The following is a 15,839-nucleotide window of genomic DNA, read 5'->3' as shown; positions in this document are numbered from 1 at the left end:
GTCATGTCAGCTAGGACAGTCAATAAGGACGGTCAAAGGACAGTCATGAGTACAACGACGCACTCCGAACAAGTCGTCAATCACCAGTCCAAGAGCTCCAAGGCCCAGGCCCGTCTGGCCTGGTTGCTCATCTCACCCACGGTGCTGGTGCTGACTATCGTCATTCTTATTCCCATCGCCCAGTCCCTCTACCAGTCGCTCTTCGGGCGGCCTCGGCTGGAGGATGACGGTTTCTTCTCCACCACTGAGCCCTTCGTGGGCCTGAAGAACTACACCGACATCTTCTCCAGTGCAGGCGAACGGTTCTGGGTGGCCTTCTACAACACCACCCTCTTCGGTGTGGTCACCGTGGTCCTGGAGACCATCCTCGGTGTGGCCATGGCGCTGATCATGCACAAGGCGATGAAGGGGCGCGGCATCGTGCGTGCCTCCATCCTCGTTCCCTGGGCGATCCCCACCGCCGTTTCCGCCATCCTGTGGGGCTGGATCTTCAACCAGAACGGTGTCGCCAACGCGATCCTGGGCCAGCACGTCATGTGGGCCTCGGGGGATCTGAGCGCCAAGATGGCCATCATCATCGCCGACGTGTGGAAGACGGCCCCTTACATCGGGTTGCTCACCCTGGCTGGGCTCCAGCTCATCCCCGACGAGGTCTATGAGGCTGCCAAGATCGACGGTGCGAGCGCCTGGAAGCGTTTCACCTCCATCACCCTGCCGCTGGTCAAGCCTGCGCTCGTTGTGGCCGTGGTCTTCCGGGCCCTGGACGCCCTGCGCATGTTCGACCTGCCCTATATTCTCATCGGTCCTAGGAAGAGCAGCGTGGAGACCCTCTCCATGCTGGTCCAGGACGAGAGCTCCAACTCCCGCTTTGGCAGCGCAGCGGCATACGCCCTCATCCTGTTCCTTTACGTCTTCGTCTTCGCCATCGCCTTCCTGAAGATCACCAACACCGACCTCAGCGGTAACGACGAGGCTCGGCGCAAGCGCAATGAGCGCAAGCTGCCGGTCAGCGCCTTCTTCAAGCGCTCCGGCTCCTCGACCCCGGCCTCCCAGACGGCTACTGAAAGGAGCCAGCAGGCATGAGTACCTCCACCGCTGCACCGGTTCGCAAGACCAAGAGGGACTGGGGAAGCCTCTTCTCCTACGCCGGTATCGTCCTCATCGTCATATACTGCCTGGCGCCCTTCTACTGGATGCTGGTCTCATCGCTGCGCCCCGACAGCGAGATCTTCGAGAACAGCTGGTGGCCGCGGCATGTCTCCTTCGAGAACTACAAGGCGGTCTTCTCCTCGAAGAACGACTTCGCCAACGGTCTCATCAACTCCCTCATCGTCTCCATCGTCGTGACGATTGTGGCACTGGCTGTGGCGACCTTCACCGCCTACGCCCTGGCGCGCCTCGACTTCCGGGGCAAGGGCCTGCTGATGCTCCTCATCATCGCCACCTCGATGTTCCCGCTCGTGGCCATCATTGTGCCCCTGCTGAAGAACTTCGCCGCCTGGGGCTGGACGGACACCTACCAGGCGATGATTGTCCCGGACTTGTCCTTCTCCCTGCCCTTGGCCGTGTGGAACCTGACGAGCTTCTTCCGGCAGATGCCCCAGGAGCTCGAGCAGTCCGCCATGGTCGATGGATGCACCCCCGGTCAAGCCTTCCGCAAGGTCATCCTCCCGTTGGCCGCTCCGGGCATCTTCACCACCGCCATCATCATCTTCATCGGTGCTTGGAACGAGTTCCTCGTGGCCGTCACGATGATCATCAACCCTTCGATGCAGCCGGCCACGGTGCTGCTGTCGAAGTTCACCGGGGACTCCCAGTTCAACACGCCCTTCGGGTCCCAGATGGCGGCCGGCGTCATCATGACGCTGCCGCTGGTGCTCATGGTGCTCTTCTTCCAGCGCCGCATCGTGGCGGGTCTGGCCGCAGGCGGACTTAAGCAGTAGTGCCAGCGTTCCCAGAACCCGGATCGCTGTAGGGTCCGTCCGTCACAGGCTCTCTCTGCGGGGCGGCAGCACCGCGCCGCCGTCCCGCAGAGGACGTCTATGACTCTCGCTGACTCTTGCCAGCTACTTCCTTGTCTCCATGTCTCTCTTCTCCTTATCTCTCACCTCGCCGCAGTGCTGCGGCCCGACCAGGACCCGCCCATGACCTCGACCAGCTCCTGCTCTCAGGGCCTCGCGCCGCGCACAGACACCGATGCCTGGTGGCGCGACGCCGTCATCTACCAGATCTATCCCCGTTCCTTTGCCGATGCCAATGGTGACGGGATTGGCGACATCCAGGGCATCCGGAAGCACGTCGACCACCTGGCCGCGCTCGGTATCGATGCCGTGTGGCTTTCGCCGTTCTACCCCTCGCCCCAGGTCGACGCCGGCTACGACGTCTCCGACTACTTCGACCTGGCCCCCGAGTACGGATCCCTGGAAGACCTCGACGCCCTCATCGCCGATCTCCACGAAGCCAGCATCCGCGTGGTCATCGACCTGGTGCCCAACCACTCCTCCGACCAGCACGAATGGTTCCGCTCCGCCCTGGCCGCAGGCCCGGGCTCCCCCGAGCGCGACCGCTACATCTTCCGCCACAGCGACGACAGCACCCCGAACAACTGGGGCTCGCTGTTCGGGGGCTCCGCCTGGCAGCCGGTCGAGCCGCTCACCGGCCGCAGCCGGGACCGCGGTTGGTACTACCTCCACCTGTTCGCCGCCGAGCAGCCCGACTTCAACTGGTCCAACGAGGACGTCCACGAGCACTTCCGCACCTTCCTGCGCTTCTGGGTGGAGCGGGGCATCGACGGGTTCCGTGTCGACGTCGCTCACGGACTGGTCAAGGCCGAGGGTCTGCCCGATGACGACCTCGGCCCGGATCGGTGGAACGTCGTCGCCGCAGAAGACGAGGATGCTGCCGCCGCCCGTGAGAAGCTGCCCGACGTCGGCCCCGCCTTCAACCAGCCCGGGGTCCACGACATCTACCGCGAGTGGCGCAGTGTCCTGAACGAGGTCGGCACGGACATTCTCATGGTCGCCGAAGCCTGGGTACCCACCGAGGCGGATGCCGCCCTGTACGTGCGCGCAGACGAGATGAGCCAGGCCTTCAACTTCCCCTTCCTGACCGCCGGGTGGGACGCCGCTGAGCTGCGCCGCGTCATCGACGTCTCCCTGGCCGAGTACGGTGCCGTCGGGGCTCCGGCCACCTGGGTGCTGTCCAACCACGACGTCGTACGCCACGCCTCCCGCCTGGCCTACCCCGCCGACATGGACACCAACCCCGGGATCGGATCGAACGACCCCCAGCCCGACGCCGAGCTCGGCCTGGCCCGGGCGCGCGCCGCGACCCTGTTCATGCTGGGGCTGCCCGGCAGCGCCTACCTCTACCAGGGCGAGGAGCTGGGACTGCCCGAGCACACCACCATGGAGGACGAGGTCCGCCAGGACCCCTTGTGGGAGCGCACCAACCACCTCGTGCCGGGGCGCGACGGCTGCCGCGTCCCCCTGCCCTGGACTCGGGACGGGGTTTCCTACGGGTACAACACCACCGGTCGTACCTGGCTGCCCCAGCCCGAAAGGTGGGGCGACTACTCGCCTGAGGCCCAGGAGGGGCTCGAGGACTCCACCCTCGCCCTGTACCGGCGGGCCATCGCTCTGCGGCGCGAGCGCCGGCTTGGGCGCGGGGCTGTGGAGTGGCTGGCGTCAGAGCCCGGAGTCCTTTTCCTGCGCAACGGAGTAACCGGCGTCGTCCTCAACACCACTGAGCATCCGGTGACGATCGAGGACACCGGCAGGCCTCTCATCATCTCTTGGCATTCTGCCGATCGGGGCGGGGCAGATGCTACGGAAACCGTCGTCCTGCCGCCCAATGGCGCCTGTTGGCTGGATCTTCCGCAAGGAGGACCTGATGGCGGCGACCCGCGCTGACGTAGCCCGAGCGGCGGGGGTGTCGCCCTCGACCGTCACCTATGTCCTGTCCGGACAGCGCTCGACGCGCTCGAGCACCCGGGAGCGGGTCATGCGGGCCGTGCGCGAGCTCGACTACCACCCCAACACCGCCGCCCGTTCTCTGGCCTCGCCGGTGCTGCGCACCGTGGGGGTACTGTTCCGACGTCAGCGCTCGACCATTGAAGCCAATGACCTCGACTACGTCGACGGCATTCGCCGGGCCTTGGAACCCAGCGGACTCCAGGTCGTCATCCCGGTCATGACATCCTCGGCGCCGCTGATCGAGCTGCGCTCACTCGTGCGCTCGGGATCGCTGGGCGGTGCCATCCTCATGGATGTGTCTCAGGACGATGAGCGTGAGGCGATGCTCCTGGAGGAGAAGATCCCCACTGTTCTCATCGGATCCTCTGGCTGCACCGTCGGGGCGCCGGGCGTCGACACCGACTTCGCCCAGATGGCGCACGAAGCCGTGAAGCACCTGGCCGGGCTCGGGCACCGGCGCATCGTCGCACTCATGCGGGAGACCAGCGCCGACGACGCCCATGCGCGCCAGGACCAGGCCCAGGAGCTTCTGCGTGCCGCGGTCGACCTGGGGGTGGATGTCCTGGTGCGCCAGGTTCCGGAGCTGGCGCTGGCCGGAAGCGCGATTGTGGGAGCGGACGGACTGGTGGAGGGGCGCAGCGCCGTCGTCTCCAACAACCCTGCCGCCCTGGTGGGGCTCGCCTGTGCGGCGCAGGCCCACGGGCTGTCCATTCCCGCCGACCTGTCCGTACTCACCCTCGGGATCACGGAGTGCCACGGGCGGCAGGGAGAGGCCTTCAGCGAGTTCAGCGTGGACCGCGAGGCGATGGGAGCCGCCGCGGGCTCGCTCCTGATAGCCCGCTTGAGGGGAGAACCAGAGCCGGCAGAGCATCGCACGCTCATGCCCGTCTTCCTCAGGAACCGCGGATCCACGGTGCGCTGCCGGAGCTGAGGAGCAGACACGAAACCACCCGCATAGTTGCACGATGTGCCAGACTCAGCGGTGAGTCGATGTTGCTGAGGGATGATGGGATGGCGCCGAGTAGAACCCGCGTGGTCAACACTCTGATCGGCCTCCTGACCGTGGCCGTGGTCGGTCTGACCGTCCTTCCGTGGCTGGTCCCCAGGATTCAGGAGGCGGTGCGGGACAAACCCAACTCCGACCGGGTTCTGGCGGCGGTCAAAGAGCATCAGGCGGTGATCGACGCCGAGCGGACCGATCCCGAAGCCTCCACCGGGGCCTCCCCACCGATGCGAGCCGAAGAGACCATCCGTACCGAGCGTGATCGGCTCGCCCAGATGGGAATTCGGTGGAGGGACGTCAAGAGCGAAGTGAGACTCGTCAAGGCGGCATTCCATGACAATGGGACTGTGCGCGCTACTACGAAGGTCACGACGAGCATGATCTATGGAGACTCCTCCGATGTCGTGACTACAGAGGTGGTCCCGCATGTTCTGACTCTCACCGGTAGTGACGGAGCCGGCTACAAGGTGGTACAGGATGTCATCATCGAGCCCGAGCTGACGGGGAGCCCTCCGGACAGGGCGCACGTCGCGCGGGCGGTCACCGCTGCGTTCGGTGCGATCGCCCTGGCGGCGATGGCCCTGTCCTGGTGGAAGCGCGGCCGCACACCCCACATGTCCTTGATACCCCGCGTGTTCCCCTGGTTCAGGTTCGGTTGCGCGTTCGCGTTGGCGATCGGGCTCGCCTGGATGTTCACCGTCGACAACGCCGAGGTCGAGGACGAGTTCGGCGCCGGATCGGTGTTGTGCATGCGGGAGCGCTTCGCCACGCTTGAGTTCGGGTACTTCTCCCACGACTGCGTCGTGCAGAGCCGGATCGACGTCCTTGCAGCATTGCTGACCGCGATCGTCATCGTCCTCATCGAGTACCGGATCCTGCTGAGCCTCGAGGCGAGAACCAATCGCGTGAGCCTACCCAGTGCGTTCCAGAACGACGACGGTGGCCCCACCCCAGGACGGGGCGGCGCCACCGTTCGTCAGAAGGCAGGCTGCTAGCGGCTCACTTCTTCTTGGCCGGCTTGGCCGGGGCCTCACCGAGCTCGGCGGCCGTGACAGTCACCGATGCGGCTCCGTCGGCCGACTCAGAGTCAACTGCCTGGGCCTACTCGGGCCGGTCTGCGGCGACGGCCAGCGTCACCGAGAGGATCGGCGTCTTCTGGCTCGTCTTGGCCTCCGACTTCACCTTGCGCAGCGCCGCCAAGGCGGCTCCGGCGCGGGCGACCAGCTCGGCGTCGGCCCCTGCCGCGTACCGCACGCTCATGCCGCAGTGCTGAGCAATCGTGGTTCCACGGCGCGCCTCCCGGGCGACGCAGTCTGCTGATGAACTGTTTCAGCGGCAATGTGGGTTTGGCGTCTGGGGATGTGATAAGTGGGGACGATTGGCGGGTTTAGGTGATTGCTGCGAGGAGGTTTTTGAGACGTCCGGTGCGGATGAGGCTGCGGGTGGTGTGGAGAACCAAGGGGCACTCCAAACCCACAGTCGGGCACGACCTGGTGTCTCTCCCGTCCACGAGAGTGCCCTTCCTTTAACATTCTTGGAGCTCAGTAACCCGCATTATTCCGGCAGAAAGGCACTCCAGCACCCCAACATTGAAAACCCGAGGCTAAATCAGCTCCGTCGGAGCGACTCATCGAGTAAACTAGTTGCATGACCGAACAACATGCTGCACCGTTGAAGGTTACACGAACGTGTCTGAGTTTGATATCTGCGTTACTTGGCGCCGTCGCCTCCGTCTTCGTGATTTTTGTAATGTCGCAAAAAAATGATCCTGTACTGTTGCATTATGTTATTCGATTGACGGCTTACCTATTTGTGACAATAGCTATTGCAACATTACCGCGTAAAATACCATGGATTACGATTATTGCTTGTTATCTAGTTTATGCCGGATTCATTTTTCCGCGAATCAGTTGGTTCTATTATATGGATACTAGTCGAGTCGACGCCGAATCATTCTACACGCATCTATATTTATTTACATATCCCGCCATAGTGTCTACGATCGGATTCACTTGGAGACTTGGTGGCGGAAGCAGCGGTCGGGCATTAAAAATAATGTGGTCTGGAATAATCATTCTATTTTCTGGATACTTGGATGTTATGTGGCACACTATTAATCCAGTTCAGTCGAGAGCGACAACATTCGAACCTTCTCACATCGTCGCCATTGTCGGGAGGCCCGTGACCTTCGCCGAAATGATATGGTTTACCGTGGCGCATATTCCATTATTGCTTATAATAATCTACCTTCCTATCGATCGTTGGATAGATCGACTAGTCGGACAAGAAAAATAGCAAATGGAAGTGAGGAAATAATGATCGAAGAAGTATCTGTCGTAATGTCGGCATATAACGAAGAAGAAGGAGTTGGAAAAGTTATTAAAGAATGGGTTGCGGTACTAGAAGAGGATGAAAGCATAAAGAAGTGGGAGATAGTAGTTTGTGATGACGGCAGCCGAGATGATACTGGATCCATAATAGACAATTTGGCATCTCAGGATGCCAGAATAATGGCATTTCACAACAAAAGTAATCTAGGCGCCAGCATTTCGATTCGCCGTGCGCTCCAAAGAACCAAATATAGTTGGATAATGTTTACAGACGCCGACGATCAATTTCCTGCGATTAACATAAGGGCACTTATCTCGGCTGCATGTACCTACAAGTCAGCATATGCGTTTAGTGGAGTTCGACAACATAAAAAAGACAAGTTTATGCGCAGAGTTGGTGCGGTGGTCACTACAAAAGTAGTGAACTGGAGTTACAAAACTTGCTATCGAGATGTAAGTTCAATTTTCAAACTAGTTAACGGTGATCTTGCCCGCGCGCTGATACTGGAATCCACTGGACTGAACTTTTCCGTCGAACTTTCACTTAGGGTAATCGAAGCAGACAAAAATTGGATTGAAGTCCCTATTCTGCACCATTCCCGTAGTTTCGGTAAGCCTAGTTGGCAGTTTAAATCGGAGGCAACAAAACGCGCCGCATTTGTTGGTTACATGGCGTTACGAAAACTTCTTTTTAACAAACAAATCCTTCGACCTATATCATAGAAAGGCGAATATTTCAAATGAAGTTGTCTGTGGTTATATTCTGCGGAGGACGGGGAGCGGCTAGCATAATAAATGCATGCCTTTGCTATCCCGAAATTTCTTTAACTCTTGTCGTCAACGGGTATGATAATGGTCTATCGACTGGTAAGCTTAGAAGTAGTATTCCCGGTCTACTGGGACCCTCAGATTTCCGGAAAAATTATGTAACACATACGGAACCTAACAATACAACACGTAAAGAGTTACTAAAATTATTTGGGAAGCGTCTTTGTTCAAGTAGTCCAGAGAGTCAACTTGCAGCAGTCTTTGCTAAGCTTGAACAACTAGAAAAATGCTCTCATTCTAGCGTTAATGAACTACAAAATGTCATAAAGGATCTAGAAATTATTAATAGCAGTGAAATAATTACTTCTGAGGTACTTTCTGAATGCTCAATTGGGAATTTGTTTATGGCAGGCGGATATATTCGACTAGCTAACAATTTCAACGATATGATTGACAAATACTCAGATGTTTTCAAGCCCAAATTCGATCTGTATAACGTCAACGATGGAACAAATCTATTTCTCATTGCACTGAAGAAAAATGGTGAAATTATTGCCGATGAAGCTAGTATAGTTGCCCCTCAATCTAGAGCGCCTATAACTGATCTATTTCTAATAAAGCCGAAATCTTTAGCACTTTTAAAGAACAATCTAGAAAATAAAAAAATTGAATATAAGCGCACGTTTCTAAAAAAACTTGCCGTTCTACCGGAAACTAACAAAAAAGTCATCGATGCGATAAAACAATCGGACTTAATTGTCGTTGGTCCAGGTACACAGAATAGTTCAATACTTCCTTCTTTTATTTGCGATGGAACACTTAGACATACAATGGGCGAAGTGAATGTACCGATTGTTCAAATTATCAACCTACGCCAGGACTTTGACATCCAAGGATGGACGGCGGAAAACATAACCCGTCGTTTAGCCATGTATTTAGATAGCTCGTCGGCACCTTCACACGTTCTTGTTGACAAAGGAGTTAGATGCTCAAGCAATTTAACATCTAGCGATATATGGACCGAGAGTTCAGAACTCATTCAAGATGACTTCGATAGCATTCAGACACCTGGAACTCACGATGGGACAAAAATAGTGACAACTCTCCGCTCTATATTAGACTCGCAATTCTAAATCAAGAGGAACGCCAATGACATGTCATGACTTTAATAAGTACAAAACTTGGCTATTTGACTTAGATGGAACTCTCGTAGATTCAAGCTACGCACATAGGCTAGCATATCACGAAACGCTTAACAATCGCACACGACAAATCATAAGCGATTTCCGATATGATGACTATAAAGGATGGTCTACGGAAGAGGTGTTTATAAGTTTAGGTTTTCGTGATTACACATTGGAAACAATGATTAAAATAAAGCAAGAATATTATAGAAAATACGTCACGTTAGGTAAAATTTCGATATTTCCAGGTGCTACAGAACTTCTCGAAACACTTGTCAACACTGGACGTACGGTTTCTATCGTAACTGGTTCTAGTCGTGCGTCTGCGACACTAGCTTTGGATTACCTCGGAATCCGCCCTATGATAACTGATTTGGTTACAACGGACGATGTCAAACAAGGCAAGCCTGCTCCGGATCTTTATCGGTATGCACTATCAAAAAGAATAACTCAGCCCGTTGTGGCGGTAGAAGACTCGCTCGCGGGAGTATATGCGGCTCAAAATGCACAACTTCCTGTTGTGCATGTACATTATGATTCTTTTCTTCCAGGAACTATTCCGATAGACAGCTTTGACTCTATCATAGAGGTGCTATAGCGAATGATTATACATGGTGTAATACCTGCGGCTGGCAAGGGGAGCAGACTGGGCATGGGTATACCGAAGTTTCTAGTACCGATAAAGAGGAACATCACAACTTTAGATTTACTAAGACGACGATTCGAACCGTACGTTACTCATACCCATCTCATAACTGCTCCAGAAGCTCGATCACTACTTGATCTTCGTAGCAATGAGTCCATCTATGTGCAAAGAAGAGCGCAGGGCATGGGTGATGCCGTGTTCTGCGCACGGGAAGGATGGATGAACGCTGCTGACGCGATAGCCATAGTATGGGGCGATCAGGCCCTACTATCAGAGCAAACAGTGCAGCACGCGATCAGAATGCATCAGAGTTCTTTATCGCGGCAAGCTACTGTCCCTCTTACTCGTGTAGTATCGCCATATGTAGATTACATTATTTCGCCAAACAGTGGGAACCTCCAATCCATTAGGCAGTCTAGAGAAGGGGACAAATGTAGAAAGTCGGGAATTTCTGATGTAGGTCTTTTCATCGTCAGTACGAATGGTTTATATGACGCATGGAATAATTTCAACAAGGTCTGTTGCCGTGGGAACTTAACCGGCGAACTTAACTTTCTGCCGTTCCTGTTGTACTTGACCAAGAACGGATGGCGATTCCAGAGTTTCAAAGTACCGAACAGTAAAGAAGCTCGAGGAATCAATACTAGTGCAGACCTCGCCTTTGTCCGACAAAACTTGGAGGTTTATTGAGTCGCATGACATCTTGCACGCTTGCTGAGAATTTAAATCATTCATCTCATTTTTAGAGTAGTCTGTTTGATGACTGCATAGGAAGGAGTAGCAGTGAAGATTGTGATTGTTTGTCCTGATGTTCCACCGAACCCAAATGGTGGGTTAGGTACGTACCTGGAAGGACTGATTGACGCTTTGTCCGACGTGGACGCGGATATTCACGTAGTCGGCACATCTCGTGATAGAAAACTTCCTTCCATGTCGCTTATTGGAAACGTAAAGATTCATCGAGTTCTCTCTTCGCGTCCGTGGAATAATGCGGGAACAGTTCGCCGATTAGTTGGCTTGGCTTGGGAGTATTTGCGCTTGAATGGTGCAGGTATGCGCGAGGCTCTGAAGCCCGGTCGGCAGGCGGATGTTGTCGCGGTGCATGACTGGATGTGTTCGCCAGCGGGGTTTATGCTGCGCTTGCTCGGCAAGCCAACCGTGTATCATATTCACTCTGCGGAAATATACCTTGAAGGTGGACGACAAGGCATTGTGTCTCTAATCGGTAGAGGTCTTAACCGAATAATGTGTTGGGCAGCATCTGCCATAGTGGTTCCGACTACAAGGACGGTATCTCTGGTACCTCCGATAAGAAAACGGAGAGGAGTGCATGTAATTCCTCACGGGGCGGGAAAGGCCGGAATGATTATCGACTCTGCTGCAGTGGACTATATGAGCTCGAAAAATAGGGTGTATAGTGAGTGCTTTCTTAAGGAAAATCGTCCGATCGTTCTTTATATTGGTAGATTGGCGCATCATAAGGGAATACTGGAGTTATTAGAAGCGATACGAATACTGCGCGACAATAGTCTTGATTTGTATCTAATTATCGTAGGATGCGGGCTGCCGGACGCGTCGATGGATTCTAAATTGAAGAAGCATGCAGTTAGTTTGGACCTCGGCGATACGGTCCATTTTACGGGATGTTTTTTACAAACGGACGTCATGATTCAGTATATGGCGGTGGCAGACGTTTGTGCGTTTCCTTCGAAGCACGAGGGATTCGGATTTGGCGCTCTTGAAGCGATGGCTGTTGGTTGTAGAGTGCTTGTTGGTCCGGGTTATTCCCCAGACGTAGTAGCCTCGGATGCCGGTACATGTATTCGAGTCACCGATAGCGTCCCTCGTCACTTGGCGGAGGGGCTTGAGTTAGCTTTGGATAAGAACTATATGCCGGAAATGTCGCAGAAGGCAAAAGAGTTCGTTGCCGATAAAAGAAACTGGAAACTTACCGGAGTTCAGACACTTGGTTTATATCATAAGGTTGGGAATGCAGGCAAGATTGATGATTAGAATGGCAAAATTGTTAGGTGAGGAACCTACGCCTATCCGAATATGACAATTTCGATGTAACGATGTAGGCGATCAATCTACCCTCTTAGTTGCGGCTGCGTTTAGTCGCTAGTCGTACTGTGTTAGAACGAAACGAGTAATCATGCACGTTGCATATATAGTAAATCAGTTTCCTCCGTACATAACATCAGGCCTCGGTAGATATGTAGAAGCCGTATCATCCAGACTAGTCAAACTAGGATGTCGACTTTCCGTGTTCTCACTTAATCCTGGTGATCTGCCGAAGGAAACATCCTCGGCGGGAATTAAGGTGCTGCGCCCCACGAATAAAATACAACGATTTATTTTCGGTCGTAGACGTTTTAAGCGCACCACGTTGGTTGGCTTTTTCTTTCTCGCATTAAATGCAGTAATTAGCAATTTTGTTCATGCAATTAGACTCATCTCTTTGCATCGTAAAGATCCAGTCGATATAATTGCTGTTCATGACACGACGAACGCATTAGCCGGTGTTATCGTCAGTTGGGTGATGGACGTTCCGATGGTTCTTCATGTCATGACGGTAGAGTACACGATGGAGACGGAAGGTACAGCGCATGATAAACTTCGATTGCTCTCGATTTTAGAACGTCTATTTGTTCGTCGATGTTCTTGTATTTTTTTGCCTAGCAAGGAACTTGAACGTCGCGTCTGTCGAAGAGGATGGCCAGCAGATCGATTGGAAGTATTGGAATTAGGAAACCCCTTCGATGATTTGCCGGACATTACGGATAATAGTGCTGATAGATCATATCAAATTCGACAGTTATTGGGAATACCGCAGAAGTCGCCGTTAATTGTATTTGCTGGCAGAATCGAAGCCGCTAAGGGTGTATTTGAGCTGGCAGAAGCGTTCGATATTGTTGCTAGGCGTAACACAATGGTTTATCTTGTCATGATTGGCGAGGGAGATATAAAGAATGTAGCCGAAATTATATCGAGATCGGTTGCTCGCAATCGCGTAAGAATTATTGATTCTTTTATGAGCGAATCTGTTTTGAGAGATGTGTATAGCGAGTCAGATATTTGTGTTTTTCCATCAAAATTTGAACCGTTTGGCTTGGTGGCTGTCGAAGCGATGTCTTTAGGTAAAGCGGTTATTCTTGGCGATGGATTTTGTGAAGCTATTCGCTCAAGCGATAGCGGTGCTCCAGTAGCGGTGACGACCAGCGTTACCGCGGAGGCAATTGCAGACAACGTTCTAAGTCTTTTGAATGATGATAGACTTAGATCGCAGATGGGTATCGCTGCAGAACGACATGCTGCTCATTTTACGTGGGATAACACTGCAAATAGCCTGTTCGCCAGGTATACAGCTCTCGCGCGCCAAAAGTAAAGTTACGATGTTGTTATCGTAGTCTATCGGTGGGTTGGTAAACCGGTGTCTGGCTGTGGTGTGGACGACTTTTCTGATTATGAGAATGTGCCTCAGCGTATGTAACGATTTGTTATGTTTTTATAGAGATAATGCTCGAAAGGAGGCTTCTACTGAATTGTGAGGCTTACTTCATGAGACGAGGCGGGTGGTTTGCGGCTCTGCGCAGGCGTTTGCAGCTGACACGCTTGCGATATACTTGACGTGTGGGGATTAATTTTGTTTGTCGAGTTTGAGATAGTTGAATCAAATAGAATCATTTGGCTTGTTTGATAAACAGTATAATTAATTTCGCCCTGTTTACTGTGATCAATGATCGTTTTGAGGTGAATTTATGGCAAACGTTCTTGTTCTTGGTGGAAATGGATTCATCGGAACGCACACGGTGGATTCTCTTCTTCGCGCAGGACATACGGTCACTGCGTTTGATTTGTTTTCAGTATCTCCTCCTCGGTGGTCTGAGCCGGGCGCTGTCGTGTATAATGGTGATTTTTTCGACGAGAATGATGTGCGCGCAGCGGTGGATGGGAATGATATTGTTGTATTTTTACTCTCTGTTTTAGATGCGTCTAGACCAGATGATGATCCGGCGTCTGAGTTGAGGGATAGTGTTATACCTTCGATTAAATTGTGTGAGATTTGCGTTGAGATGGGTGTGGAACATCTGTATTTCGCGTCTTCGGGAGGGACTATTTACGGAGATCAGGCGGACTGCATTTTGAGAGAAAACTCTCCTACTTTTCCTATTTCGCCGTATGCTATAGGAAAGCTGACCGTTGAGAGTTATCTTCGCTATTTTAGTCGCACAAGCAGTCTAATGTCGACTGCCTTACGGATATCTAATCCGTATGGTGCGAGACAGAATCCTTTTAAGACTCAAGGCGTCATCCCAATTTTTTTGCGACGTGTGTATGATAGACTTCCTCTGAATATTATGGGGGATGGGAGTATGACTCGAGACTATATCTTTGTTAATGATCTTGCGGATATCATTGCTTGCATGATAACGCAAAACGCAACTCAGGAGATTTATAACATTGGGTCCGGGCAACAGACTTCAATTAATGCAATATGTGATTCTATTGCAGTAGTAACCGAAAGAAGTCTATCCATTAATCATGTTCCTGTACCACCTACGTATATAGATCATGTGGCACTTGATGTAAGTCGGCTTAATCGTGAGTTCGGTCCTTTTTCATATACTTCTCTCCATGAAGGAATCAAGCAAACGTGGTTCGACATTTGTTGTTCATGTGACCGCCATTAAAAGAAGTTGCATTCTTGGGGTGCGATGTCCGGCTTTTGGGAAACTCGATATAAATTGTGTGTGATTTTTGATGTGACGTCAGAGGAGCGGGATGTTGTTCTGGAGTAGAATAAGTATTTGAGCGTTATGAGTCGGGGCAGCTGCTACGTTCTGACGGTCAAAGGCACCCAGAAGACTCTGCGCAAGACGCTCAAGGCCGTGTTCAGGAAGAACGTCCTGTCCACCTTCTCGACTACCTTTCATGGGCAGCGGGTGCGGCGCACCGTTAAGGCTGTCGAGGCCTCCGAGTGGGTGGATTTCCCCGGAGCGGCTCAAGTGGTTCAGATCCGACGCACTCGAACCACCAGGAATCGCAAGAACAGCGACGGTGGCACCAAGAACACGATTGTTGAAAGTGGCCTACCTGATCTGCTCGCTGCCCATGACCGACGCTTAGCCTGAGGATGTTGCGGTGTGGCCTGAGTTGCACTTTTTTGGTGCCCTGTTGGGATGTTGAGGGTGGTGAGGAATTCTTCAGTTTGGGGGGCAGGGGGCCAGCGGCGGTGATTTGGTGGCCGTTAGGGTTGGTGGTGACCTCCTGCAGGCCGCATAGCTCGCGTACGATCTTGGCGATGCTGATCCCGGTGGCGTCCTGGAGGTAGCGAACTACGACCAGGGCGGTTATGACCACGGTCAGGTGGGCCCAGGTGGCGTCGCGGGTGTGGTGGAAAGCCGGCCTGGCTCTCAGATCGTGCTTGCTCATGCGAAAAGACGCCAGGCCTGATGCTTCTATTGTGTGTCAAGGGTGGTGAGGTATTGGTGGTAGCGGTGCGTGAGTTGGGGTAGTGGGCGTCGGTGGTTTTCGATGTCGGAGATTCTGGCGGGGTAGGTGTTCAGTGCGTGGGCTACGTCGGTTTGGGTCAGGTGGTGCCGTTTGCGGTGTGCTGCCAGGGTGCTGGTGGTGTCGGTTGGTGGGGGTTGGGTCAGGGCGCGGTAGACCTCGCGGGCGATGGCTCGTTTGAGGCAGCGGATGATTTCTTTGGTGGTTTTGCCTTCTTGGGTGCGTCGGTTGGCGTAGTTCTTGGTGGTGGGGTCGTGGCGTAGGCGTACCAGGGCGATGCGGTGCAGGGCGGCGTTGGCTCGTCTGTCGCCGCCTGGGTTGAGGCGATGACGGGTGGTTTTACCGCTGGATGCGGGAATGGGGGCGAAGGCGGCTTCGTTGTGGATGCGTCCGGGGTTGCCTCCGGCGGTGACGGCGAGC

At 53.8% G+C, this 15,839-nt stretch carries 13 protein-coding genes and 3 pseudogenes; 13 read left to right on the top strand and 3 right to left on the bottom strand.

Annotated elements, in window-relative coordinates:
* Window positions 1-45 precede the first annotated feature (45 nt).
* From HMPREF0975_RS01265 to HMPREF0975_RS01245, 5 genes are all read left to right on the top strand, one after another.
* Window positions 46-1,083: a carbohydrate ABC transporter permease gene (locus HMPREF0975_RS01265; RefSeq protein ID WP_009232286.1), complete on the top strand. Its 1,038-nt coding sequence runs from the start codon at window positions 46-48 to the stop codon at window positions 1,081-1,083.
* Entirely contained in the window at window positions 1,080-1,943 is an 864-nt protein-coding gene (locus HMPREF0975_RS01260) for a carbohydrate ABC transporter permease (RefSeq protein WP_009232285.1), read from the top strand. The genes HMPREF0975_RS01265 and HMPREF0975_RS01260 overlap by 4 nt, the downstream gene beginning before the upstream one ends.
* 201 nt (window positions 1,944-2,144) lie before the next feature.
* The gene (locus HMPREF0975_RS01255) at window positions 2,145-3,911 is read left to right on the top strand and encodes a glycoside hydrolase family 13 protein (protein ID WP_009232284.1); all 1,767 of its coding nucleotides are present in this window, start codon (window positions 2,145-2,147) and stop codon (window positions 3,909-3,911) included.
* A complete protein-coding gene (locus HMPREF0975_RS01250) occupies window positions 3,892-4,905 on the top strand; it encodes a LacI family DNA-binding transcriptional regulator (RefSeq protein ID WP_009232283.1) in 1,014 nt (337 codons plus the stop codon). Before HMPREF0975_RS01255 ends, HMPREF0975_RS01250 begins: the two co-directional genes overlap by 20 nt.
* A gap of 101 nt (window positions 4,906-5,006) precedes the next feature.
* Entirely contained in the window at window positions 5,007-5,972 is a 966-nt protein-coding gene (locus tag HMPREF0975_RS01245; RefSeq protein ID WP_232212426.1) for a hypothetical protein, read from the top strand.
* Between the two features lie 4 nt (window positions 5,973-5,976).
* Here HMPREF0975_RS01245 and HMPREF0975_RS17250 read toward each other — a convergent pair.
* Window positions 5,977-6,222, bottom strand: a pseudogene (locus HMPREF0975_RS17250) (hypothetical protein); the annotation flags it as partial.
* A gap of 1,070 nt (window positions 6,223-7,292) precedes the next feature.
* On the opposite strand from HMPREF0975_RS17250, the gene HMPREF0975_RS14520 reads away from it, so the two are divergent.
* The 8 genes from HMPREF0975_RS14520 to HMPREF0975_RS01235 all read left to right on the top strand — a co-directional run bounded on the left by HMPREF0975_RS14520 (window position 7,293) and on the right by HMPREF0975_RS01235 (window position 15,040).
* Window positions 7,293-8,030 carry a glycosyltransferase family 2 protein gene (locus HMPREF0975_RS14520; RefSeq protein ID WP_009232279.1) on the top strand — a complete coding sequence of 246 codons (738 nt, stop codon included), beginning with the start codon at window positions 7,293-7,295 and terminating at the stop codon, window positions 8,028-8,030.
* Between the two features lie 17 nt (window positions 8,031-8,047).
* Window positions 8,048-9,208 carry a 2-phospho-L-lactate transferase CofD family protein gene (locus HMPREF0975_RS14515; protein WP_009232278.1) on the top strand — a complete coding sequence of 387 codons (1,161 nt, stop codon included), beginning with the start codon at window positions 8,048-8,050 and terminating at the stop codon, window positions 9,206-9,208.
* A 16-nt stretch (window positions 9,209-9,224) separates the two neighbouring features.
* A complete protein-coding gene (locus tag HMPREF0975_RS14510; RefSeq protein ID WP_009232277.1) occupies window positions 9,225-9,857 on the top strand; it encodes an HAD family hydrolase in 633 nt (210 codons plus the stop codon).
* A 3-nt stretch (window positions 9,858-9,860) separates the two neighbouring features.
* Window positions 9,861-10,595 (top strand): NTP transferase domain-containing protein, encoded by a 735-nt coding sequence (locus HMPREF0975_RS17245; RefSeq protein WP_083840659.1) that lies wholly within the window; start codon window positions 9,861-9,863, stop codon window positions 10,593-10,595.
* Between the two features lie 93 nt (window positions 10,596-10,688).
* Window positions 10,689-11,918: a glycosyltransferase family 4 protein gene (locus HMPREF0975_RS14500; RefSeq protein ID WP_009232275.1), complete on the top strand. Its 1,230-nt coding sequence runs from the start codon at window positions 10,689-10,691 to the stop codon at window positions 11,916-11,918.
* Window positions 11,919-12,060: 142 nt separating this feature from the next.
* Entirely contained in the window at window positions 12,061-13,293 is a 1,233-nt protein-coding gene (locus HMPREF0975_RS14495) for a glycosyltransferase family 4 protein (RefSeq protein ID WP_009232274.1), read from the top strand.
* Window positions 13,294-13,666: 373 nt separating this feature from the next.
* Window positions 13,667-14,599: an NAD-dependent epimerase/dehydratase family protein gene (locus HMPREF0975_RS14490; protein WP_009232273.1), complete on the top strand. Its 933-nt coding sequence runs from the start codon at window positions 13,667-13,669 to the stop codon at window positions 14,597-14,599.
* Between the two features lie 117 nt (window positions 14,600-14,716).
* The gene (locus tag HMPREF0975_RS01235; protein WP_198009124.1) at window positions 14,717-15,040 is read left to right on the top strand and encodes a hypothetical protein; all 324 of its coding nucleotides are present in this window, start codon (window positions 14,717-14,719) and stop codon (window positions 15,038-15,040) included.
* 85 nt (window positions 15,041-15,125) lie between these two features.
* Here HMPREF0975_RS01235 and HMPREF0975_RS17240 read toward each other — a convergent pair.
* Together HMPREF0975_RS17240 and HMPREF0975_RS16510 are read right to left on the bottom strand one after the other, a co-directional pair.
* A pseudogene (locus HMPREF0975_RS17240) lies at window positions 15,126-15,350 on the bottom strand (IS1634 family transposase); the annotation flags it as partial.
* A gap of 212 nt (window positions 15,351-15,562) precedes the next feature.
* Window positions 15,563-15,839 (bottom strand): annotated as a pseudogene (locus HMPREF0975_RS16510) (transposase); the annotation flags it as partial.

The organism is Actinomyces sp. oral taxon 849 str. F0330 (assembly GCF_000239715.1).
GTDB lineage: Bacteria > Actinomycetota > Actinomycetes > Actinomycetales > Actinomycetaceae > Actinomyces > Actinomyces johnsonii.
This window is presented reverse-complemented; position numbering and strand designations above follow the sequence as displayed.

Bases quoted from the DNA above. Each gene is read 5' to 3' on its own strand.
- HMPREF0975_RS01260 (WP_009232285.1), top strand. From the start codon at position 1,080: ATGAGTACCTCCACCGCTGCACCGGTTCGCAAGACCAAGAGGGACTGG.
- HMPREF0975_RS14490 (WP_009232273.1), top strand. From the start codon at position 13,667: ATGGCAAACGTTCTTGTTCTTGGTGGAAATGGATTCATCGGAACGCAC.
- HMPREF0975_RS17245 (WP_083840659.1), top strand. From the start codon at position 9,861: ATGATTATACATGGTGTAATACCTGCGGCTGGCAAGGGGAGCAGACTG.
- HMPREF0975_RS01250 (WP_009232283.1), top strand. From the start codon at position 3,892: ATGGCGGCGACCCGCGCTGACGTAGCCCGAGCGGCGGGGGTGTCGCCC.
- HMPREF0975_RS01265 (WP_009232286.1), top strand. From the start codon at position 46: ATGAGTACAACGACGCACTCCGAACAAGTCGTCAATCACCAGTCCAAG.
- HMPREF0975_RS14510 (WP_009232277.1), top strand. From the start codon at position 9,225: ATGACATGTCATGACTTTAATAAGTACAAAACTTGGCTATTTGACTTA.
- HMPREF0975_RS01255 (WP_009232284.1), top strand. From the start codon at position 2,145: ATGACCTCGACCAGCTCCTGCTCTCAGGGCCTCGCGCCGCGCACAGAC.
- HMPREF0975_RS14495 (WP_009232274.1), top strand. From the start codon at position 12,061: ATGCACGTTGCATATATAGTAAATCAGTTTCCTCCGTACATAACATCA.
- HMPREF0975_RS14515 (WP_009232278.1), top strand. From the start codon at position 8,048: ATGAAGTTGTCTGTGGTTATATTCTGCGGAGGACGGGGAGCGGCTAGC.
- HMPREF0975_RS14520 (WP_009232279.1), top strand. From the start codon at position 7,293: ATGATCGAAGAAGTATCTGTCGTAATGTCGGCATATAACGAAGAAGAA.